Annotated in this window: 17 protein-coding genes and 1 pseudogene; 14 read left to right on the plus strand and 4 right to left on the minus strand. The window is 64.1% G+C overall.

The window, feature by feature from the left end; translation table 11 throughout:
• Positions 1–71 precede the first annotated feature (71 nt).
• The 4 genes from J2W14_RS14915 to J2W14_RS14930 all read left to right on the plus strand — a co-directional run bounded on the left by J2W14_RS14915 (position 72) and on the right by J2W14_RS14930 (position 4,279).
• A complete protein-coding gene (locus J2W14_RS14915) occupies positions 72–950 on the plus strand; it encodes a carbon-nitrogen hydrolase family protein (RefSeq protein ID WP_307463910.1) in 879 nt (292 codons plus the stop codon).
• A gap of 10 nt (positions 951–960) precedes the next feature.
• Positions 961–2,334: an APC family permease gene (locus tag J2W14_RS14920; RefSeq protein WP_307463911.1), complete on the plus strand. Its 1,374-nt coding sequence runs from the start codon at positions 961–963 to the stop codon at positions 2,332–2,334.
• A gap of 81 nt (positions 2,335–2,415) precedes the next feature.
• Positions 2,416–3,198, plus strand: a complete 783-nt coding sequence (locus J2W14_RS14925; protein WP_307463912.1) for a carbon-nitrogen hydrolase family protein — start codon at positions 2,416–2,418, stop codon at positions 3,196–3,198.
• Positions 3,199–3,988: 790 nt separating this feature from the next.
• Positions 3,989–4,279, plus strand: a complete 291-nt coding sequence (locus tag J2W14_RS14930; RefSeq protein ID WP_307463913.1) for a hypothetical protein — start codon at positions 3,989–3,991, stop codon at positions 4,277–4,279.
• A 21-nt stretch (positions 4,280–4,300) separates the two neighbouring features.
• On the opposite strand, the gene J2W14_RS14935 is transcribed toward J2W14_RS14930, so the two are convergent.
• Both J2W14_RS14935 and J2W14_RS14940 read right to left on the minus strand, forming a co-directional pair.
• Positions 4,301–5,041, minus strand: a complete 741-nt coding sequence (locus J2W14_RS14935) for an alpha/beta fold hydrolase (protein WP_307463915.1) — start codon at positions 5,039–5,041, stop codon at positions 4,301–4,303.
• 29 nt (positions 5,042–5,070) lie between these two features.
• Complete coding sequence (locus J2W14_RS14940; protein ID WP_307463917.1) at positions 5,071–6,024, minus strand: lipid kinase; 954 nt, start codon at positions 6,022–6,024, stop codon at positions 5,071–5,073.
• Positions 6,025–6,360: 336 nt separating this feature from the next.
• Here J2W14_RS14940 and J2W14_RS14945 point away from each other — a divergent pair, with 336 nt between their 5' ends.
• Positions 6,361–6,648 (plus strand): hypothetical protein, encoded by a 288-nt coding sequence (locus J2W14_RS14945; protein ID WP_307463919.1) that lies wholly within the window; start codon positions 6,361–6,363, stop codon positions 6,646–6,648.
• A 103-nt stretch (positions 6,649–6,751) separates the two neighbouring features.
• Here the strand turns inward: J2W14_RS14945 and J2W14_RS14950 are convergent, their stop codons facing one another.
• Both J2W14_RS14950 and J2W14_RS14955 read right to left on the minus strand, forming a co-directional pair.
• On the minus strand, positions 6,752–8,425 hold the full coding sequence (locus J2W14_RS14950) for a thiamine pyrophosphate-binding protein (protein ID WP_307463922.1): 1,674 nt from the start codon (positions 8,423–8,425) through the stop codon (positions 6,752–6,754).
• 119 nt (positions 8,426–8,544) lie between these two features.
• Positions 8,545–9,048, minus strand: a complete 504-nt coding sequence (locus J2W14_RS14955) for an Lrp/AsnC family transcriptional regulator (RefSeq protein WP_307463923.1) — start codon at positions 9,046–9,048, stop codon at positions 8,545–8,547.
• Between the two features lie 93 nt (positions 9,049–9,141).
• On the opposite strand from J2W14_RS14955, the gene hisC reads away from it, so the two are divergent.
• From hisC to J2W14_RS15000, 9 genes and pseudogenes are all read left to right on the plus strand, one after another.
• The gene (gene hisC, locus J2W14_RS14960; RefSeq protein WP_307463924.1) at positions 9,142–10,239 is read left to right on the plus strand and encodes a histidinol-phosphate transaminase; all 1,098 of its coding nucleotides are present in this window, start codon (positions 9,142–9,144) and stop codon (positions 10,237–10,239) included.
• A 52-nt stretch (positions 10,240–10,291) separates the two neighbouring features.
• A complete protein-coding gene (locus J2W14_RS14965) occupies positions 10,292–11,701 on the plus strand; it encodes an amino acid permease (protein ID WP_307463926.1) in 1,410 nt (469 codons plus the stop codon).
• 138 nt (positions 11,702–11,839) lie between these two features.
• Positions 11,840–12,211, plus strand: a pseudogene (locus J2W14_RS14970) (DUF2975 domain-containing protein).
• Positions 12,211–12,417 (plus strand): helix-turn-helix domain-containing protein, encoded by a 207-nt coding sequence (locus J2W14_RS14975; protein ID WP_307463927.1) that lies wholly within the window; start codon positions 12,211–12,213, stop codon positions 12,415–12,417. The pseudogene J2W14_RS14970 and the gene J2W14_RS14975 overlap by 1 nt, the downstream one beginning before the upstream one ends.
• A gap of 1,407 nt (positions 12,418–13,824) precedes the next feature.
• Positions 13,825–14,397, plus strand: coding sequence for a hypothetical protein (locus J2W14_RS14980; protein ID WP_307463928.1), 573 nt, complete (start codon positions 13,825–13,827; stop codon positions 14,395–14,397).
• On the plus strand, positions 14,394–16,610 hold the full coding sequence (locus J2W14_RS14985) for a hypothetical protein (protein ID WP_307463929.1): 2,217 nt from the start codon (positions 14,394–14,396) through the stop codon (positions 16,608–16,610). The genes J2W14_RS14980 and J2W14_RS14985 overlap by 4 nt, the downstream gene beginning before the upstream one ends.
• A gap of 91 nt (positions 16,611–16,701) precedes the next feature.
• On the plus strand, positions 16,702–18,711 hold the full coding sequence (locus J2W14_RS14990; protein WP_307463930.1) for a hypothetical protein: 2,010 nt from the start codon (positions 16,702–16,704) through the stop codon (positions 18,709–18,711).
• Between the two features lie 1,454 nt (positions 18,712–20,165).
• Complete coding sequence (locus J2W14_RS14995) at positions 20,166–21,026, plus strand: OST-HTH/LOTUS domain-containing protein (protein ID WP_307463932.1); 861 nt, start codon at positions 20,166–20,168, stop codon at positions 21,024–21,026.
• Between the two features lie 5 nt (positions 21,027–21,031).
• Positions 21,032–22,186, plus strand: coding sequence for a hypothetical protein (locus J2W14_RS15000; RefSeq protein WP_307463934.1), 1,155 nt, complete (start codon positions 21,032–21,034; stop codon positions 22,184–22,186).
• Positions 22,187–22,358: the final 172 nt, after the last annotated feature.

The following is a 22,358-nucleotide window of genomic DNA, read 5'->3' on the forward strand; positions in this document are numbered from 1 at the left end:
GCCCCTCTTCCCATAAATAGATCATTCTGATCTAATATAGTGCAGATCACATCCCCAACGTGGAGTTAACTATGGAACGCACCCTTCCCCTCATCGCAGTTCAGGCCCGGCCACGGCTCATCGGCGAACCCGTATCGGCCTTCGCGGACGAGGTCAAAGCTGCCCTCGCCGCCCAGCCGCACAGTAGGCTGGTGGTCTTTCCGGAGCTGCACCTATTCGGCGACTCCGAGCCGGACCAGCAGCGCACTGACGTGCTCCGGGGCTCTGCCGAGCCGCTGGACGGTCCGCGAGTCAACGAACTCCGGCAGCTTGCAGCGGATCTGGGCATTTGGCTGGTTCCGGGCAGTGTGTGCGAGCGCGGACCGGAAGGGCAGCTGTTCAACACCCAACTGGTCCTGTCCCCGGGTGGAGAGCTGGCCGGGTACTACCGGAAGGTCTTCCCGTGGCGGCCGTTCGAACCTTACGATCCCGGCGACCGGTTCACCACAGTGGACCTGGCCGGCATCGGCAGGGTGGGCCTGAACATCTGCTACGACGCGTGGTTCCCTGAGGTCTCACGCCAGCTCGCCTGGATGGGCGCCGAGGTCATCCTCAACGTTGTGAAGACCACGACGCCGGACCGCCGGCAGGAACTGGTGCTCGCCAAGGCCAACGCGATCGTCAACCAGGTCTTTGTGGTCAGCGTCAACTGCGCCGGTCCCACCGGCAAAGGCCTAAGCATCATCGTCGACCCCGAGGGCAACACCATCGCAGCATCCGACGATGACTCCCCGGTGCTGCTCACGGCGGAACTGGACCTTGCCGCCGTCGAGCACGTCAGAACGCATGGCACCGAAAACCTCAACCGCCCCTGGTCCCAGTTCCGCGAAGGCGAAGACGCCGTCGAACTGCCCGTGTACCAGGGCCGGATCAGCCCGGCCACCTGGGCTCCCCAGTCCTTCAACGCCTAAGGAAGCACCCGTGACAACTTCACCCACCCTGACAACATCACCCACCCTGACCCGCACGCTGAAGCTGCCCTCCCTGGTTCTGTTCGGACTGGCCTACCTGACGCCGCTGATCGTCCTGGGGATCTTCGGCATCATCGCCGAAACCACCGGCGGGGCATCGTCGGCCGCCTACCTGGTGGCCATGGTCGCGATGCTGTTCACGGCGCACAGCTACGGCCGGATGGCCGTCGCCTACCCGGTGGCCGGTTCCGCCTACACCTACGTCCGCCGGTCCATCGATCCCAGGGTTGGATTCCTGGTGGGCTGGGCCATCCTGCTGGATTACCTGTTCCTGCCCATGGTCATCTGGCTCATCGGCGGCTCCTACCTGACTGCACAGTTCCCCGGGATCCCGATCGGAGTCTGGATTGTGGGCTTCATCCTCATCACCACCGTGCTGAACATTTTGGGCATCAAGGTGGCGGACAAGGCGAACTACGTGCTGATGGCCTTCCAGCTGCTGGTCATCGTGTTCTTCGTGGCGCTGTCCGTCGGTAGCGTGGTGTCCACCCAGGGCGCCGGCGGCTTGGTCAGCACCCAGCCGTTCTTCAATGACACCTCCAGCGTCGCCACCATCTCGGCCGGTGCTGCCATCGCCGCGTACTCGTTCCTCGGGTTCGACGCCGTCACCACCCTCACCGAGGAGACCATTAATCCGCGCAAGAACATGCCCCGCGCCATCATGCTCATCGCGCTGATCGGCGGCGGCATCTTCGTGGCCGTCTCCTACGTCACGCAGCTGGTGCATCCCGGCGGGGTCTTTGAGGATTCGGCCTCCGCGGCCAGCGCCATCGCACTGCAGATCGGTGGCCAGCTGTTCGGTGCTGTCTTCCTTGCCGGCCTGGTGGCGGCGCAGTTCGCCTCCGGACTCGCGGCGCAGGCCAGCGCCTCCCGCCTGCTGTACGCCATGGGCCGCGACTCCGTACTCCCCAAGGCGGCTTTCGGCCGGCTCAGCGCGAAGTTCCACACCCCGGTGGTAAACATTGTCCTCACTGGCATCGTCGGGCTGATCGCGATCTTCCTGGACGTCGCCACGTCCACGTCGTTCATCAACTTCGGTGCCTTCACCGCCTTTACGCTGGTCAACCTCTCGGTGGTCTTCTATTACGTGCGCCAGCGGCGTTCCGGGAAACAACTGAACCCCCTGTCCTACGTCGCGGTTCCAGTGGTCGGAGCCATCGTCTGCGCCTACCTGCTCTCCCAGCTGGACAGCAACGCCATTACGCTGGGAGTGTCCTGGCTTGTGCTGGGGATCGGCGTCCTGGCCCTGATCACGCGAGGTTTCAAAGTGGCACCGCCGGAAATGACGGCCACAGAAAAGGCGACGGTTGAATCAGCCGCCTGAGGCTGGATTGCCTGATCACATGCCGCCTGACCAGGTGCCGCCTCCGGACCTGGGCCGACTGACCTTAGGGAAGGATCAACCGTGAGCATCGCCCTCGGGCAGCTGGAGTCTGGCACCGACATCCAAGCCAACCTTGCTGCGATCGACCGCTTCGCCGCCACAGCCGCCCGAGACGGTGCCAGCCTTGTCGCCTTCCCGGAATACGCCACCTACGAGAAGAAGAAGGTGGATGCGACCTTCCCCGAAGTGGCCGAGCCGCTGGACGGTCCCATCTGCCATGAGCTCGCCAACACCGCCCGCCGCCACCGCATCGCGCTGGTCGCGGGTGTGGTGGAAAGCTCGGAGGAACCGGGCAAGGCGTACAACACCCTGGTGGCTTTCGGGTCAGACGGCGCCCGGCTCGCCATCTACCGGAAGATCCACCTCTTCGACGCCCAGGGCTTCGGGGAATCGACTTTCATCAAACCGGGTCCGTCCACCGATCCCGTGGTGTTTGAATCCGGGGGAGTCACCTACGGCCTCATGACCTGTTACGACCTGCGGTTCCCGGAGTTGGCCAGGTCGCTGGCCGACGCCGGCGCCCAAGTACTGCTGGTCTGCTCGTCTTGGGTGCCGGGCACCCACAAAACCGAGCAGTGGCTGGCGCTGAACGCCGCACGCGCCATCGAGAACAGCGTGTATGTGGCTGGCGTGTGCCAGGCCCCGCCGGTCTCGGTAGGCCGGAGCGTTCTGGTGAACCCCATGGGGGTCATTGAAACCGATCTCGGACTCGAGCCTGGTGTCCGCGCAATGGACATCTCGCTTGAAGTGGTGGCTCGGGCGCGGGAGGCGTTCCCGATGTTCCGGCAGCGGCGGCTGCCGTAGCAGACCAGCAGACCACCGGCGTCGACACGCCAGGTGCCGCCGTCGTTGGGGCCGAAAACTTCGTTCTTCCAGAGCAGTCGGCGCATTTCCAGCGCCTTGGTGACCAGCGCCAGCGAGGACTCCGGGTCCTGCTGCTGGCGTTCGATCGCGTGCCTGCCCCAGTCAGCGGGCTGCGGAAGCCAGGGCTCTGATGCCTGAGACTCGGCGGCCGGTTTCGTCAGCGAGAATCCGTGGTTCAGTGTGGCGTCCCCGGTCCAGGGCAGCCGGACATCGCCGCCGCCGAAGCGCGTGACGGAGCGGACGATGTCGTGGTTCTCCAGTGCCCAGGTCGGGGTGGCGCCGTGGAGCTCGCGGGCTGTTTCGAGCTCATTCCCGGCGGTGGCCCAGGCCGCCGGATCTTAGCCGAGTTCACGAACGCGAACGAGGCCTGCTGCTCGAACCTGGGCAGTCCGTTGAAGTCGTCATCATCGCGCAGGAAGATGATCTGCGGATCCGCCGGGCACTGTCCATAGCCCGGAACATCCGGTTCATGAAGTACCGGGTGGAGTTCCACCTGGAGGCGTAGCCCGGCAGGCCTAAAGGGGCCGGCGACGGCTGGAGTGGGCGCACAAACAGGTGAGCGCCCTCGCCGCCGGCCCTGGGACCCACGCACCTTGCTCATGGAACTAACCCGTTGCGCCAGGACGCCGCGCCGTAGGTTTCGACCCGGAGCTGGCGGTGCAGATGTGTCCTCGGAGACACGCCGCGCTGTCTCCGCAAAGCTGTCGGTGCCCAGGAGGACCATGGACTCATGACCGCTCCAACAGTAGAGGCGGCGATCCATGAACTGATGGATCTCGCCTGGAATGTTGTCTATCACCTGCTCGAGGAGCAGGGCCTGCTCGGCGACGGATTGTTCGTCGATGAGTACACCGGGATCCACTCCTGGCTGGACGGACCGACCCGGTACACCGTGGTCCACTCTCGGATGGTGGCGGTTCTGTTTGTCGACACCCGGCCCGTGGACGCCATCGCCTTCCATCACGACCTCCTGGGTGCCGTCGACCCGGCAGGCTTCTTCAGACTTCCGGGCAGCCGCTGACGGTCCGGCCGGTCCACCTCTTTACTCCTGAGAGAGCCAAGCCGAGACCCTGGCGTTGAACCATTCCGGGCGTTGAAGGGGGATTCCGTGGCCACACCCATCCACAACCTCCAAGTCGCTTCCAGGTAGGGCGGCATGGATCGCAGCGGCAGAGTCACGCATCCGCCTCCGTTCACGCTGACCCACCATCACGAGGGCCTGCCCAGGGAAGCGGGACCAGTTCTCAGGCAATGCGAACCGCAGGTTGTCCCCGACGGCGGCCGTCAAGGTCGCCTTCGTTATGCCTGCACTGGAATCGATGTACTGCTCCATCAGTTCTGGGGGGATGAACAGCTGCCGGGCCTGCAGGCGGGCAAACCAACTTCTCCGTGCAAGTGGTGCGCTCAAACAGAGAATGCCCAGGGTGAGGCCACTGAGCGCCATCGGCTTCGCTTGGGCACTGACGACCATAACTCGGCTCACCAGGGGCGTATGTTGAGCCGCCAGGCCGATGGATAGCTGGGCCCCGAGCGAGAAGCCGATCACTGCTACTGGCGAACCAACCCGTTGCAACACCAGGTCGGCCAGGGCATTTACGGTCGCGGAATGCGAGATGTACTCCTCGCTGGAGCTCTCTCCGTGCCCCGGAAGGTCGGGCACGATCACACGGTGCCGAGATTCCAGGCTGCGGCGCAGGGATTGCCACATCCAACCGGCGACGCCACCACCGTGTAGGAGCAAGACAGGAGGTGCGCTCTCTGGTCCGTACTGGTTCGTGTGCACCGGCTTATGCTTTCACGTTCCCAACGCCCTCAGGACGGCCAGGTCGCGGCGCCGGGTCCGTCGAACAATGCGCTGGTGCTGCTCTGGGGCACCACGACGTGGACGGCGTTGCGCTGGACGGTGAAGTCGGTGGGCGTGGTGGTCGCGATCTCGCCGTCGAGGTTCACCGGCAGCGGCTGGTCGGTGACCAGCCGGACACGTCCGGTGGTCAGGTGGTACACCCGGTCGTGTTCGATGAAGCTTCCGTCCTTGAGCAACCGTGCGATACTCACATGCTCCCGGAGCGGGCCGGCCAGAATGGCGTAGATGTCAAGGATGTGGTCATCGATCCCTGCGGTGGGGGAGACCGTGTTGCCGCCCCCGTAATGTCGGCCGTTGCCGACCGCCACCTGAAGCACATCCTCGAGCTCCAGCGGCTCGTGGTCGCCCTCCGGGAACTCGAGGCGGGCCCGAAACGGCTTGTGTCGCGCATAAGCCCGAAGCGTGGCGATGCTGTAGGCCAATGGCCCGATGTACCGCTTCAAGCGGGGGCTGAGCGCTTCGGTAACCGCCACCGAGAGGCCAACGGATGCGACGTTGAGGAACGGCTCACCGTTCGCCCGGCCGAGGTCGATGTCCACCACCTTGCCTTCGGCGACGGTGGCGCACGCCTCGGCCAGATTGTTCGGTATCTCCAGCGTGCGGGCGAAGTCGTTGGCCGTGCCCAGCGGAAGAACGCCGAGCACAACGTTGCTGCCGGCAACCCGACCGGCAGCATAGGACACCGTCCCGTCGCCGCCGCCGACAACCACCAGGTCGTGCCCGTCCGCAAGCACCCGATCAAGCGTCCCGGCCAGGTCCGCCCCGGACAGCACGGGGTGCACGGAGGAGATCGGCACGCCTGCCTTTCGCAGGGTGTCCACCGCAAGTTCGTGTGCCGCCCCTCTGCGTGATCCGGCGTTGATCACAACGGCGGCAGAGCGGGCGTCCCGGGCAGCCTTCATTTGGGCCATGTTAGGGCGTGGACCTGTGAATTCTCCTAGGCCGCCGGCACCGTTCTTGGAGGTCCCGCTAAGGCGCTACTCGCGATCTCTTTTGCGCTGATCTTTCCCCTACCTCGTTCAGGTCAGCCGCCTTGCGTAAACGTGAGCCTTCCCACCTTATTCTGAGTAACTCATGATAAGCCTGTAAATTTAGGTACAGGCCACCGTAGCCCTTGAGTACCGCACCGGTGAACATACCCGGGCCAGCGGGGCAAGCGACACAACGCGCAACCGCCCTCCTGCTTGAGCGGCACAAGAACCTCTATGACCCTCATCCCGAAACCCCACGGAGAACCCATGACTTTGCTGACCGAACGCCCCGAAACCTCCTCATCCACCACCGGAACCACCTTTAAGGCCGCTACCGCGAGCACTGTCGCTGACACCGCAGTGCGCGGCGGCAGCTACGTGACTCTCCCCGCCGGCAGCGTCCCCGTCGGCGTCGAGGGCAGCTATGTCACCGTCGCTGGCGGGCGAAACCTGCCCCCCGTCACCCGTGGCAGCTATGTCACAGTAGACGGCACACCCGTTGTTGCCGCCGGCGTCATCGAGGGCAACTACGTAACGCTTCCAACGGCGGCCTAGGGTCCAGCGCCCTGCGGGGATAGCACCACCGCCGGACATAAAAGGAGGCCGACGGCGACACTGGGTGTCGTCGTCGGCCTCCTTTTTCGTGCCAGCCGGGCAGCTACCCGGCCACCGCCGCCTTCGCGGCCCGCGAGGCCGCCATCCACTCGCTCAGCCACGGGGCCCGGACGCTGGCGGTGATCCGGCAGTCGGCCACGAAGGTCCCCTTCGCGCCGGCATCGATCCAGTCCTCCAGCGCGGAAAGGTCGGACAAGGACCGGATGATCGCGGACTCGGCACCGAGCGCTCGGGCGACGCCGCTGAAGTTCACCTCGGGGATCAGCATGGGCTTCTCGGTCAGGCCCTGGGATCCGTACTGGTGGATTTCGGCGCCGTAGGCGGCATCGTTGTAGATCACCACGACGGCGCTGGTTGCCGCGCCGATCAGCGATTCGAGGTCGGACAGGCCCATCAGGAAACCGCCGTCGCCGGAGGCCAGCACCAGGGTGCGGCCGTCCTCCACGGCGCGGGCTGCTCCGACGGCGCTGGCGAGGCCCAGCCCGATGGTCTGGTAGGCGGTCCCCACCATCACCAGGTCCTGGGGCCGGGGGATGTTCCAGTACATCGGTGCCCAGCCGAGGAAGTGCCCGCCGTCCTGGACCACCGTGCGCCGTTCCGGCAGCACAACGTCCAACGCGGCGGCCAGGGAGCGCGGGTCCAGCCGGCCGTCCGCGGCCTCCTCGAAGCCCGGGTGGTGGGCCGGTCCCTCGGCGAGCCGCTTGCGGGCTTCCGCGCGCCAGGCCTCTGCAGGGCTGGCGTCCGGCGAAGCCGGGCCATCCAGCATCCGCAGGATGCGTCCCGCAGCAGACTTCACGTCCGCGCTGACGAACGTATCCACCCGGGGGTGGGTCGGCTGCAGGGCGGCGTCGATCTGGATGACGGTGCTGTCCGGGCCGAGCAGGTGCCCGAACCGCAGGGTGAAGGCGCTCAGGCTTGCCCCTGCCACGAGGACCACATCGGCCTCACCCATGAGCCCGGCCGCGGTGTCCGTGCCGAAGCCGCCCGCGACGCCGAGGTATCCCTCGCCTTCGAGGAGGTTGAGCGCCAGGGCGGTTCCGGCGGTCACGGCGCCGAGGCGGTCAGCGAGCTCCCGAAGCTCCGGGCCGGCGCCGGCGAGATGCGCACCGCGGCCGGCGAGGATCAGCGGCCGCTTCGCCCCGGCCAGCAAGCGGGCCACCTGCCCAAGGCCGCCGTCGACGTCGTCCGTCACCATTGGCGCCGGTGCCGCGGGAAGTTCCTCGTCCGCAGCCTCGAGGGCCGCGAGGTCGTAGGGAATGGCGATCACGACGGCGGTGCGCTTGGTGAGTGCGTACTCCACGGCCTGCCGGGTGATGGAACCCGCGGTGTCGCGGGTGACGGTGAACGTGGCCGCGCCCAAGCCTGCGGCGATGGCCGACTGGTCCACGTCCCAGGGCCGGGCGCCGGTGGTGGGGGCGTCCCCGGTGACCAGCACCACGGGGATCTGCGCCTGGACCGCCTCGGCGAGGGCGGTGAGTGCATTGGTGTAGCCGGGGCCGTAGGTGGTGGTGCCCGCGGCGAGGCGTCCCGACGTCCGGTAGTAGGCGTCGGCCGCGGCGATGGCGGCGCCCTCATGGCGGACGGCGGAGAAGCGCAGGCCCAGCTTTTCCGCGGCGTCCAGGAAGTAGACGTTGCCGTTGCCCATGACGCCGAAGACATCGCTGAGATAGCTGCTGAGGACCTCCGCCACGCGGCCGGAGACAGTGAGTGAAGTCATGCAGGAATCTTGTGGCCTGGTTCACAAATAGGCAAGACACGGGAATTCGAATGGGATATTTGGCAGGAAGTGGGAGTGAAGACTGAAAATATGCCCACTTGTGCCCGCATCACCCCAACTTAGCCGGCAGGGCGTGATTCCTGCTCGGAGAGCCGGCTCAGGAGGCCGTCGTAGCGGGGCGGCATGAGTTCCAGTACGGAAATGGCGGTGCTGGTCCGCTGGATCCCTTCGATTTCCAGGATCTCGTTGGTGATGCGGTAGAGGTCGGCAGTACTGCGTGCCACCACCTTGGCCATGAGATCCGCATCTCCGGTGGTGGCGTGCACTTCGATGACCTCCGGGATCGCGGCGAGCCCGTCTTCCACCGCACCTGTCCGCGTCTGGCTGATGGACAGCGAGAGGAAGGCCATCAGGTCATAGCCCAGCGCGGCGGGATCCAGCCTCCGGCTAAAGGATCGGAGGGCGCCGCTGCGCTCGAGCCGCGCCAGCCGGGCGTGGACCGTGTTCCGTGCGACGCCGAGCGTCCGGGAGAGTGCCAGGGCGCTGGCTTCGGGATCCTTGTCGAGGGCCAGGATGATCCTGCCGTCGAGGGAATCCAGGGTGCGGGGGTTCGGGATGGTCATATTTTCACCAGAGTCGATTGAAGTTGAGCAGAAGTCCCAATGGGTTGAGGGTATCTTGCATTGTGGGGCGGGTCACAATCATGATCATTCCTCATGACCCGTGATCAGCTCCTGACCGCACCGGACACCGCGCTTCCCACCCTTCGTGGCGCAGTGGCCGGACTACCGCCCTACGTCCCGGGCCGCCGCAGCGCCGGCCTGGACATTGCAGCCCTCGCCAGCAACGAAAGCCACTACGAACCTCTTCCAGCTGCCACCGCTGCGGTGGCCGCAGCGGCCGGTACGATGAACCGCTACCCTGACAGTGCCGCCGTCGAACTCCGTGAACGGCTTGCCCGCCACCTCGGCGTCACGGCCGGAGAGGTCGCGGCGGGACCCGGCAGCGTCGGCGTCCTCCAGCAGATCATCACCGGAATCTGCGACGCCGGGGATGAAGTGATCTTCGCCTGGCGCTCGTTCGAGGCCTACCCCATCCTGGTTGAGCTGGCAGGCGCCCGGCCGGTCCGCATCCCGCTGGACGGCGCTGAGGGGCACGACCTTGACGCCATGGCCGCGGCCGTCACTGCCCGCACGAAGGTCATCCTGCTCTGCACCCCCAACAATCCCACCGGCGTACCGATCAGCCATGAACGTATCGAGGCCTTCCTGCGTTCCGTTCGCTCCGACATCCTTGTGGTGATCGACGAGGCCTACGTGGAATACGCCGAAGCGGGCAGCGGCCCCGATTCCCTGGCGCTCTACCGCCAGTACCCGAACGTCTGCATCCTGCGCACGTTCTCGAAGGCGTACGGGCTCGCCGGCCTGCGCGTGGGATACGCCGTGGCGGCGCCCGATATTGCCGAGGGACTGCGCCGGACCGCCCTTCCCTTTTCGGTGAGCGCGCTGGCCCAGAAGGCTGCCATCGCGTCGCTGGACGCCGGGGAGGAGATGGCAGCGCGGGTGGCGGCCGTCAGGCAGGAGCGTGCACGGATGGCCGCGCGGCTGGAAGCCCAGGGCTGGAGGCTGCCGCCGAGCCAAGGCAATTTCCTGTGGATCCGCGCGGACGAACGCCTCCGGGCGAGGCTGGTGGACGCGTTTGACGCCGCCGGCATCATGGTCCGGGCGTACCAGGGCGACGGCGTGCGGATCACCGTTGCCGATCCCGCCTCCAACGACCGCGTGCTCGGGCTCCTGGCAGCCCACGCGGCCTGAACACTCACTGACCCTTTACCAACCCGTTCCGCCTACAACCAGAGGAATCCTCATGGAACAACAGACAAAGACGTCTGCCCGCCCCCTCGGCGCGGCCCTTAAACCCCGCCAGCTCACCATGATGGGGCTCGGCAGCGCCATCGGCGCGGGCCTCTTTATCGGCTCCGGCGCAGGCATCCAGGCCGCGGGCCCGGCCGTGCTGATCTCCTACCTCGTGGCCGGCACCCTCATCATCCTGGTGATGTGGGCCCTCGGCGAAATGGCCGCCGCCAACCCGGACAGCGGCGCCTTCTCCGTCTACACCGCCAAGGCCTACGGGCCGGTGGCAGGTGCCACGGTGGGCTGGCTCTGGTGGCTGCAGCTCGTGGTGGTCATCGCGGCCGAAGCGCTGGGTGCGGCAGGGCTGCTGGCCACCATCTTCCCGGCCCTGCCGGTGTGGCTGATGGCCTTCGTGTTCATCGTGCTGCTCACCGCCGTGAACCTCACCAGTGTGAAGAACTTCGGCGAGTTCGAGTTCTGGTTCGCCCTGCTCAAGGTGGCGGCAATCGTCGGGTTCCTCCTGGTGGGCGCTGCCCTGCTCTTCGGCTGGCTGCCGGGCGTCCAGTCGCCGGGCCTGTCCAACTTCACCGGAGCCGGCTTCGCACCCAGCGGTTTTGCCGGGATTGCCACGGCACTGTTTGTGGTGGCATTCGCGTTCGGCGGCACCGAAATTGTCTCCGTGGCGGCAGCTGAGACCGCCGAGCCGGCCCGCAGTGTGAAGACGGCGGTCCGCACGGTGCTGTGGCGCATCCTGGTTTTCTACATCGGTTCCATCTTCATTATTGCGGCCGTGGTTCCCGTGGGTTCGGCGGGGCTGAAGAGCCCGTTCGCGGCGGTACTGGACGCCGCCGGCATGCCCGGCGCGGCCACCGCCATCACCCTGGTGGCCGTGGCGGCACTGCTCTCCGCCCTCAACGCCAACCTCTACGGTGCCTCCCGGATGGCGTTCTCCCTCGCCGAGCGCGGCGAAGCGCCACGTCTGCTCGCTTCCGTGTCCAAGGCCCGGGTTCCGGTTGTCGCGGTTCTGGCCAGCGTTGCCTTCGGTGTTGTCACGGTTGTGCTGGAGTTGGCTTTCCCCGAGATGGTCCTTCCGGTCCTGCTCAACATTGTGGGCTCGACCTGCCTGCTGGTGTGGACGTCCGCGCTCCTGGCCCAGCTCGCGCTGCGCCTCCGTGCCGACCGCGAGGGGACGGAGCTTCCCCTGCGGATGCCCGGCTTCCCGTGGCTGACGGGCTTTGGCCTGCTCATCCTCGCGGCGATCTTCACGGTGGGCTTCATCGGCGAGGACTCCCGCCCCCAGCTCCTGAGCACTTTCTCGCTTGTGGCGCTGTTGGCGGTGGCGAACTGGCTGCACCAGCGGAGGAAGGTTCCGGTTTTTGTTGACGCTTCAGAGGGTGACAAGCAGCCGGCGCTCGTCGACTAGCTCACTCCCCTGAACCGACTCCCGGCGTCAGGGCACTGAAGGGCGCGTCCGGTCTTGCCGGGCGCGCCCTTTTGCAGTCTCTGCCCAGCTGGCCATAATGGCGACCAGATCAGTCCGTTTCCCGGGCAGTTCGCCCACATGGCGCAGGAGAATCCAGACCGTGCCTACGTGCAGTGGCCGCTCACCATCGTCTCTATCCTGGAGGTGGCTTGCGTCCAGGTGGTGATCGTGAGCACCTCGAAATTGCTGACCATGGTCAGGCGCGACAGCATCTTCAGCACTGACGCACTGCGGTAAGTGGACGCGATCGTCTGGTCTATCGCCGCCGGATGGTCCATGCTGGCGGTACTGTCCGCGTCCGTGGTCCTCAACGCTGTTGATCGGGGGCTGCTGCTCCTGCTGTTCCTGCTGCTGGTCGCCGGCGCCGCCCTGGGCCTAGTGGTCGTAGTGCTGCGCGCGCTGCTTCGGCAGGCCACGGACCTTCGCACCGACATAGAGGCGGTGATCTGATGCCCATCGTGGTGAGCATTGACGTCGAACTAGCCAAACAGAAAATGAGTGTGGGGGAGTTCGCCGACCGCGTGGGACTCACCCCGGCCAACGTGGCGGTGCTAAAAAACGGCCGAGCCAAGGCCGTCCGCTTCAGCACCCTGGAAGCAATGTGCCGGGTCCTCAACTGCCAGCCGGGTGACCTGCTGGAGTTCGTCGAGGGATGATCGAGTTCCCTGCGGCGGCGGGGCGGCCACATTCCCGTTGCGCTATCACCTATTGGTGTTCCCTGCGCTGAGAGCCGCTAAGAGTTATAGAGCAACGATGTATCTCACGCACGACGGCGTCCGGCAAGTCCGCCGCCTATGACCGTCTCGCCCGATTGCGGGGTTGCTCAGACGGCGCGGGCCGACAGAACCTGGTTGACTCTGTCGTCATTATGAACTGCAGCGGTCGACCGCTCAGTGAAAGCTGAGCCCGACTCGCTGTCAGGAATTCGGATGGGATTGTCAGTCGAAGTCGATTGTTGTCATTGCGTCTTGTCGAGGATGCGGTAGCTATGTTCAGTGCCTCAATATGCACTGGCATGCCAGGTACCACCAGCTCAGCCATTAGCGCAGTGCTAAGTCCCAGTCGGCCCAACCTGCCGTTGCCGGGGTGCCAGGATGCGGCCCGCTTTTCGCCCCTGACGAACATCGTCAACGTGGTCGGGATAGCCGGGAACGCATATTTCGACCTTGCCGGAATTCGAAGGTAGGAACGGATTCGGCCTAAACCCGGAATACGGACGTTGGCGAATGGGCCGACGCGGTTCCCGTCCAATAGGTTGGACCGTGAGGCATGTGACAGTTGGCGTGCGAATTGATCGATGAGTGCATCCTCGGCTGCGCCCGGGTTGGAATGCCGTGCGTAGTGCACCGTCAGCTCGGGAAGGGCAGTCAGCATCTTGAGCCACCAGCCGCCGGCATGTGGCCCCGTCGCGCCAATCTTGGTTGAATAGTGGGCTCTAGTCCTAGCTGACAGGGACGTTCCGGCCTTGCCGATATAGAGAATCGGTTCGTCGGGCAGCCAGAATTGTTTTAACCGGCTCCCGAAGGAATGGAGAGTTGCGGACCTGTCATCGACCTCAAGGAATGGACAGACGTCCAGGAGCTCTTCAAACGCCCGACTGCTTAGAGGCAGTTCGACGGGCCCGCCATGAGAATCATACGGTTCGGACTTCATCGAAACCGCGTATACCCCGGCTTGTTATAGGGAATCCGATGCTGCCACTTGACCGCTCCTTCCCATTCCAAGCCGCGTTGGTCGAAGAGGGCGCCCACTGAACTCGTCATGAACATAGATTGGGTGGACATAAGAACCCTCATATCTGTCATAGGTGAACTTGGGTCGTGTCGTGAAACATGACAAACGACCGGTGTCTGCCATAGTTGGGCCATAGTCTTGGCAGAGTGGGACACGTACTGTGGAGAGCCTTGGGGGTGCATTAGGTGGAGATAGACGATAGCGCACGGATTCAGCAAGCAGGAGCGCGGAACGCGGGAGGTTCGCCGAGCCAAACCGCTACTCGGCTACTGATCATCCTTGACGTCCTCGGTGACCCCATCACTGCGCCGCCTCAGGGACTGGATGCGGTGTCCAAGGTGGCATCGTTAACGCGACTTGAGAAGCTCGACTTCTGGCTGCGGAACCCCGACTACCTTGCCATCGACCTGATGACCGACTACGAGGACGGTCTTCTGATTTTCGACGAGGTGCAGCCGCACGTTCAGAGGATGCTGTCCGGCGGTGCCCCGTCATTGCATCGCTATCCGATGTCGAGGTACCTTTATGGCGCGTACGACCGGGTAGACAACGCCCTGTCGATCCTCAAGACGTACGGACAGATCGCCCATCGCCGAAACGGAGAGTCGGGCGGAAAGACGCGCCGAGACTACTTCCTCCTTCGGTCGGGCCGGGAGACGCTTCAGAGGATGCGTGCGGGGATCCCGGAATTGCGGTGGTACGACGAACAAGCCGCCGCGATCATGCTGCTCGCGGACGCCGCCCAGGGCGCCAGCGCGCGCCGCCGCCAGTACAAGCATCCCGAGTACAAGGACGCTGACCACGGATCTCTTATCCCACCAATCCTCGACCGCGTGCTCGTTCGCGCGGATGAGCTCGGATTCGCTCTTCTCGACGATACGAACAAGGTTGCCACCGCATGACATCGCCCACTGACACTCATGACTGGGAAGACGAAATCGCCCGCGAGGCGGCCGTCGACATTGGACTTGTCCGCGACGTGCTCGCCGACGGCAGAATTCCCGGCGTCAGGATGCTTCCAGCCCCACGATATCTCCGCGTTGAGGCACTCCATTTCGCGGGGGTAAAGAACACCTCGCCCTCCAATGACGACACGGTCAGGGTCTTCACGCCCTACTCGTTCACCCATAAGCTCTCACCCGAGATCACCGCGTACGTGTCGGCTGGGAAGAACGACGCCGGCAAGTCGAGCATCATCAACTATTTGCTGTGGGCGTTGCGTGGGCAAACGGAACTGCAGAGCGACGTGCGCTCGTGGACCCACCAGGTCGCGGCGCTCTTCATGATCGACGGCCAGAGAATCCTGGTGGCCTGGGGTGTCCGTGGGGGGGTGCCGTCGGGACACATCCTGCGCCTGGCCACCGGGCAGACTGTCAATTGGGCTGACGTCGACTCGGGAGCCCTCGCCGCGACCACCGCGGCCGCATCAGTGTTTCGCGACTATGAGATGCTGGACGACGGTGACGTCCCAATGACTGGTCATCCGGGCGAAGCTATCGAGAGTCTTATTGCCACCCTGCTGGACGCCGGTGCCGTGTCGCTGGGCCAGTTCGCAGATGACCGCAGCTTCACTGCTGTCGTCTCGGATATGATGATGACGTCCCTCGGATTCGAAGCGATCGAAACATGGCAGAGGAACCCTAAGGGCCTGGATGCTGAGGATGGCAAGGTCATCAAGCACGCCTGGCCGTTGTGGTCCCAAGCCCTCGTCATCACAAACCCGAGCATCAAGTCCGTCCTCGGGGAGACGCCTCAGCTAGCCACCGCCATCCTGCAGACCTATCTCGGCGCCAGCTGGGGCCCTGCAACACTTGCCGCGCGGACCCGGAAGCAGGAAATTGAGGGGCTACTTGCGGGGCTCCGCCGGAGGCGGTTGAAGGACGAACAGGCTCGTGTCTCGGGTGTCGCCGCGCTCCGCGAGGAGGAGGCCCGAATCGAAAATGAACTTGCAGCATTTCCGGCTGCATCCACGGTCGAGTACATAGACGCAGTACTAACCCACGCGTTGAACACCGCCGATGCTCTTGCCCAGTCCGAACAGTCCGTCTTAAACTACGCCCGCGAATACGGACACCTCGAACGCGAGCTCCAAGACGCCGAAGCCGACGAGCTTGCGCTCGTCGAGGCGGCCGTCACCAAACGGTTCTGGCACTCCCTCAAACCGTCGTGCTGCCCACGCTGTGACGCAGCAGTAGACGAGGCGCGGTGGAAACGCGAACAAGAGGGAAACTGCTCTATCTGCGACTCACCGATCGCGGAGCCGACGCCGACCAACCAGCAGGCGTCCTCCGCCGACCAAGCGCTCGGTACGGAGGCCGCCGATAGCGGCGGCGACGTCGTCTCCGACGACGACGACGAGCTCGACGGTGTGAAGGAGGCGGGAGCGCGAACCGCGGTGCTGGCGCGCCTGGTCACTACGGCGGACCAGAACCACGACAAAGCGGTCCTCGAGCGGAACCTTGCCCGCTCCCTGCATGATGAGGCGGTTGCGGCGATTTCGGCCAACGGAGGCGACCCCGCCCGCAGGCGCGATCTGGAACGCGACCTCGCCACCGTTCGGGGCCGTCTCATGGAACGTACAGAGCCGACCACCACCTCTGGCGACGGCTTCTCCGACCAGGAGGAGCGGGTGCGGATCCTCAGCATCGCCGAGAAAGTGGCGACGAAACGGCGTGACTTGGAACAGCAGACATTGCTGGACCTCGTCAGCGAGCGTGTAACGGCGCTCGGACGTCATCTCGGTATCGATCAGTTGGAGCGGGCGACGCTCAAGGGCAACGCTCACCTGCCCGTGGTCAAGGGCGGAAAAATGGAGAACTTCGGGAAGCTGACCGAGGGGGAACGGCTCCGCCTGAAAATCGCTGTTGTGATCGGGCTATTGCAGGTCGGGTCGCTCGCCGGCGTCGGTCGCCACCCGGGGCTGCTCATCATTGACTCCCTCGCGCGGGAGGAGGTCAATCCGTCCAACGTCGAAACGCTACTCAGGGAGCTGCGAGACGTGGCAGCGGAGCACGGCCTGCAGGTGATCACGAGCTCCGCGCACGGCGACATCGTCCAGGGCGTCCTTTCCGGCGCTGCTGTCCGACACGCCCGCGACGATGGATACATGTGGTGAAGGGAGCCGCGGCGAATGGCCGAGAAGGCCGATCCGCGAGGATTGCGGCGACGTGACCGACAGTGGCGTACGTCGATGCGACACTTTCCTAATGGACGATATGAGCACCCTCCTGAACGGTCTCGATCTTCGTTACGCCGTAAGCGTGGCGGAGCTCGGCGGCGAAGAAGCCATTTACCAACAGCGTCAGCTGCTGGCCGGAAAGGGATGGTTGATTCCGGCCGTCGACGCTTTGTGTCGCGAGTGGCCCACCCTCATCAATCGCGAAAACGCGCGTGACTTCCTGGTCGAGGCGCTGCAGGAAGCGGACCTGTTCACATTCGACGGGCTCGCGGACGTGATCTCCCTTTCTCCGGCCGCGTTAAGCGGGGCCGCGACGCACGTCGTCGAGCTGCTTCGAGCCTTCAACCAGACCGCGGATCTTCGCCAGGATATGGCGCTCGAACTATGGACCCGACTCGCGATCGGCGGCTGGTGTAGCGCCCTCGAAGTCCGTGCTGCGCTGGCCACTCGAGCAACGCACGCCGCCTCCGTCGGCGAAGACGCATCGCCCTACCTCGTCCGCTCTCTTGGCGCCGCTTTCGACCGGTGGAACGATAACGAGCTCGAGGAAGGACTTCGCCTCTTCGCCGACGCTGAGGACAGCAACTCGGACTCCTTGATGGAACTCGGCTTCCACTCGATCGGGCGTGCCGCTGCGGCCGGAACCCTCACTGCCGCGCTCGACGAGATGCGTATGGCGACAGTTTGGTTCACCCGAGCGGAGCAAGATGACGACCGCCGTGACGCGCACGCGTTCGCCCTAATCACCGGCCGAATCCACCACTTCGGGTCCGGTAACCCCATCACGCCAGAAGATGTCACTGAGGTCGAAGACTCCGTATACACGTACCTGAGCGGATTCGTTGGCGAAGAACCTCATTGGAGGCAACCGCGCGCTGACACCAGCGCGTCCTGGGCCCGCTTGATCTCGTCCCTGGCGGGTGTTGCTGACCTCCATCAGCAGGAGTGGATGGATGCTGCCAATCTCATCGCCGCGGCCGCCGACGTGTACATTGCCCACCGCAGCCTGACGCTAGTCATTGATCCCTCACAGGTTAACGAACGCACGCTCGGCGCATCGCTAGCGCAACGGGGGATCGCGACAATTCTACAGCCACAGATAGAAAACGGTCTGGCCGCCGCGTCCGCCCCGATCGCCTTCCTGGACCGGTGGCTTGCGCGGGAGAAGGAGCATCACGCCACCGGGAGCGAATTACCCCAGTTCGACACCGTCGCGGAGCTTCGCCAACGACTGGTTGAGATGGCGCCAGACAACCCAAAAGCTGGTGGCGGATCGGATACCGGCGACACATCGACCCGCCTTGGTGAAACCCCCCAATTCGTCGCCATGAAAGCCGCCGCCGCAGAGTCGCCCGAGGCGGCCAAGCTCCTCGACGAGTGGCAGCGTCACATCACGCCGCTCAACTTTGCCCAAGAAGAGCTGCTCGAACGGCTCATCAAAGGCATCCACGACCACGCGGAAGGCAACTCGGTCGCCTACGACGGGCAAATGCGAGCCCTGGTGTCCGCCCTGATCCGTTTCACGGCCCGCTACCTCGATCAACTGCAATCCGGCCAACGCAAAGTCCCGTGGCTGCGCCCGGAAAAGACTGACCTCCCCGGGGAGGACGTTCTCGCCGACAGCCTCGACGACGCCCTCTACTTCGCCGGCCTGAACAGCAAAGCCGAGGTCGCCAACGTCGGTGGTGGCCGCGTCGATGTGCTCGTCGAATTCCAACGGTGCCGCTTTGCCATTGAAGTAAAACGTGAACTTACCCACCACACCGATGATCAACTTGTTTCGAAATACGGCACGCAGGCCGTCCAGTACGCCGCTACGGACGTCACAGCCGTGTTCCTGGCCGTCCTCGACTACTTCGAACGGCAGGAGCGCCTGGATATCGACGCCGTTTTCTGGACCCGGCAGCTGCAGCTCGACCCGCTGTCGCGGAAGTATGCACTCACAGCGCTGAGAGTCCAGGCGCATGTTGACTCGCCCTCCGCCTCCTCGCGCCGTTCAGGGTATGGGCGTGTGAGCAAGCCCAACAACCGTGTCTGACGTGGTTTAGCCCAGGAGTCTGTTGGCAGGGAAACCACCGGTGCCATGGCTCCTATGCTCCGCCTTGTCGCTTCCGCCAAGGTGCTTCTGCGTGATCTGAAGAAGCATCGCTAGGCTCTCTCCAATTTCTTCTAGTTGGGTTGCCGGCACAGACAATAGACTCAATGTTCACGGCTAGGTCACTCCGGCGCCGACTACGTGCTCGCCGAATGCGCACGCGGTCTCCAAGCGCAAGCGGCGACTCACGTTTGCCGAATGCGGCGCACGCATCAACTCCCCTGGGCCCGGCACGTGTCCGCTCCGCTCGCCCAAGACGGGATCGCCGGCCTCTCTGGTGAGCTTCCGGATTATGATCATCGCGTCCGATGCGGGTCGGATGGGGAATCCGAACGAATTGAAGAGATTGCAGCTTGGCGCCTTCGTCACCGCATCCGACCTGCTCACCGGCGGCGGGACCTGGAAGACTGACGGCTCCCCCGATGGCAAGACGGCTGCTCTGTTTGGTCGCTTGGCCACGGGCAGTCGTTGCCTGCGCTGCCATATGAAGATCTGGGACTTCAGAGGTCCGCGGCTGGGTGTGGGCCCGTCCCCGGGATCAGATTCGCCCGCTCGCACGCCAGTTTGCGGTCGATTGGCGCCGGCACTCATCCGCATCAGCAGGCCAGCCTGCTCGTCGGTGAACTCAAGCTCCTTATCGCGGCGCAGCAACGACGCCAGGACGGGCGGGAGCGGTGCCAGCAGCCTGCGGCAGGGGTCCGCAGCACCGCCCAACACTTGACCAGTGCCGGCAGCAGATCAGGGCCATAGGCCGGTGCCCTGCCCGGCAGGGGCTTGATGATCTTCAGAACCAGGCATCCCGCAAGGCCGCCCTGGCGTAGTCCCGATGCCGCCCGGTCAGCTCCACCAGTTCATCAAGATTCCGGGGGGTCGCCTTCCGCCACGCGCTCCGATACGCGAGGCTTTCTTCTTCGTCACAGTCTGCCGCTGGGCCATCGTTAGCTCCATGAAAACGGGCATAGCTTGCACCCGCCGCCAACACCGTCAACCACGCAGCTACGCGGACGTTTTCAAATGAGGCTACGTGTCCGGCTACGCGGAGGATTTCTGCGAGTCAACGCGGCGACTTGACTGGGGTGCACGAGGTAAATATGATCTTAGCAAGCGAACACATTGCGTTCTTCGCCCAAAACAAAATACAGATCGTCGGCCCGCGAGGGCTTGATACACCTCAGGCGAGTCGCCCTGGTTGGAAGCGAATCCAGTCGGTGTCCTCTCGCCGGGAGTGGATGAACCCAAAGTACTAGGTGAATCTACTCCCGCAAACCTACGGGGATCTTTCGGAGCTTGCGACGAAGGATGGGGTCAATGACACTATTCGCAGACGATCCCGCTAAATTTTGGAATAGCCTCCGCGCTTAAGCGGAGGCTATTGCCATTTCATCCGTGGAGATCCTTTGACGACTGACGCTACTTCAACGCCCACACTGGACGATATCTTCGATGCATTGCAAAAGGCTGCAGAGGCCGCCGCCGCAAGTGGTGGGACGCTTTACGGCGCCCAGGCGAAGAAACAGCTCACACACCAGTTTCCGGATTTCACGGAACGGCTGTTCGGCTTCAAAAAGTTCATCGAACTGCTCCGCGCAGGTAACGATGCCGGCCGGTTTCGGCTAGAGATCATCGACGGACACCCTCGCATCACGAGGCCGAGCATGAGTCCGGTAGGAGCGCAAAGTGGCGCAGTCCAGGGCCGCCTAAGGGCAGACGTATGGAGTACCTTCATCACCTGGGACACCGGTAAGCGCTACTGGGACCGGAGGCGTCGCCGCGCTATCTTCATCCCTACAGACGACGAAGGAATCCCGTCGTGGGAGCGTTCTCCCAGCGACTTCGTTGAGATAGATCCGATTTCGATGCAGGAGCAGTTGGGGTGGATGGGTTCCTTTGCGGCCACCCAGAGCGAGCCCGTTCGCGAGAAGCTTCAAGCGGCACTCAAAGACCCTCGGCCGGGTGCCTTCAAGGATGAGCTCGACGAGCATGGCCTGAGTGGGGCGTGGCGAGCACTTCTGCAGCGGCGAGTGATGGAGCACTCTGCTGGTTGGGCTGAAAGGAACGAGATTCCTCTGACCTCCATTGTGGAGAAGCGTGACCGCGCCCACGCGAAAGTACTGACGACTCCAAAGCCTGAGAGCGTTACTGCACCGAGCACTGACGTAGAGCAGCTCCGCTCTCGTTTGCGCCAGATCATCAGCGACATGAGTCTCGCCGAGCTCTCCGCTCTTCCGATCCCGGCCGCGTACCTGCTGGAGCGTTAGCTCGGATGGCAAGGTTTAATGCGCAGCCCTTGAGGGGGGCGCGCAGTTTTCTCGATCTGCGCGAGCTGCGGGCAGTTCCGCAGGACTTCGGGGCTGAGTGGGCCGCAGAGAAGCGCCCGCGAGGGCTCCTCAAGCCGGCTCTGGACATTAGGTCCAATTACGAATTTGTCGCTCGGCTCGAAGCGAACATGGCGGCTTGGCTCACCGGCGAAGGAATTGACGGCGCGTTGAGCGCAGCAGTGCTACCTGAAGTTCTCCGCGATCCCGGATTCTCAGCCTCTCGAAATGATGATGGCCTGACCCACATCCGTCACGCCGTCGTCATGCATCGCAACGATGGGGCTGGCCCACCCTTCGAAATATTGGTGCGCGCGGACGTATGGGTGAAGGCGCGGCACGTCCCCGCTGGTGCGAATCAGGTGATTCCAGCTGAGGTCGTTCGAGAGGAACTACTGTGCACGATCGTCGACATGGAGGACGATGCGGAGATTGGCGACTTAATGCGCGCCTACCTGGACATGGTCGCTGAATTCGGCCCTCTGAAGTCCGCTCGTACTCTCACGCGTTTGATCGTGTTCCTAGGGGATCCTCGCGCGTTGGGCAGCCAGAACGCTCCTGAGAATTGGCGCAACGAACTGAAGGAGCTCTGTCGGGCGTTTGATGCAGATGTCCAATTTCATCGTGGGCCGAAGTTCACGGACACCGCTAGCGACAAGGTCACCCACGTGGTCCGCTTCGAGCCGTACTCCGGCGAGGAACCGAGAACAACCCGCGGGGGAGAAATCGAACACACCAAGATCGATGCCCGCTCCATCGACTACTCAGACATCTTTGATCAGATCGCCTTGGCGCTGGTTAATATTGAGGATGAGGCGGAGTCCTCCGCCTTCGAACCAAGGGCTCTCGAACCGGGCGAACAAGTATTTCATCGTAAGCGCGGCAGGTCCGGAAAATTCGACCTCTTTGACGAAGGCGCCGATACGGCGTGTTCTCATCGTGTAGGTTTTGTCCGGTTCCACAACAGCGATAAAGCGATAAAAGGTTTTCGAAGACGGTACACGAACTTCGAGGACTCCTGGATGCGCCACTGCTCAAAGTATCCCGACTGCGGGATGTACGCAGTATTCTGCCCTGACCGGAACGAAGCGAGCATGGATTGACGCCGGGGAAGCAATCCATGCCGCAGTCTGCAGAGTGCCGCTGGCTTTAGCTTGACGCAGCGCTCGTCGGATCGTCCCGCTTGGGCGATTGGTCCGCGCACCCCTCCTAGCCAGGTCGGGTCGTAGAGCCTGGCCCAGGGTACCCTTTAGAGGCCAAGAATTATGCTGTGAG

Origin of the sequence: Pseudarthrobacter oxydans (assembly GCF_030812335.1) — a bacterium.
In the GTDB taxonomy this organism is placed as follows: Bacteria; Actinomycetota; Actinomycetes; order Actinomycetales; family Micrococcaceae; genus Arthrobacter; species Arthrobacter oxydans_B.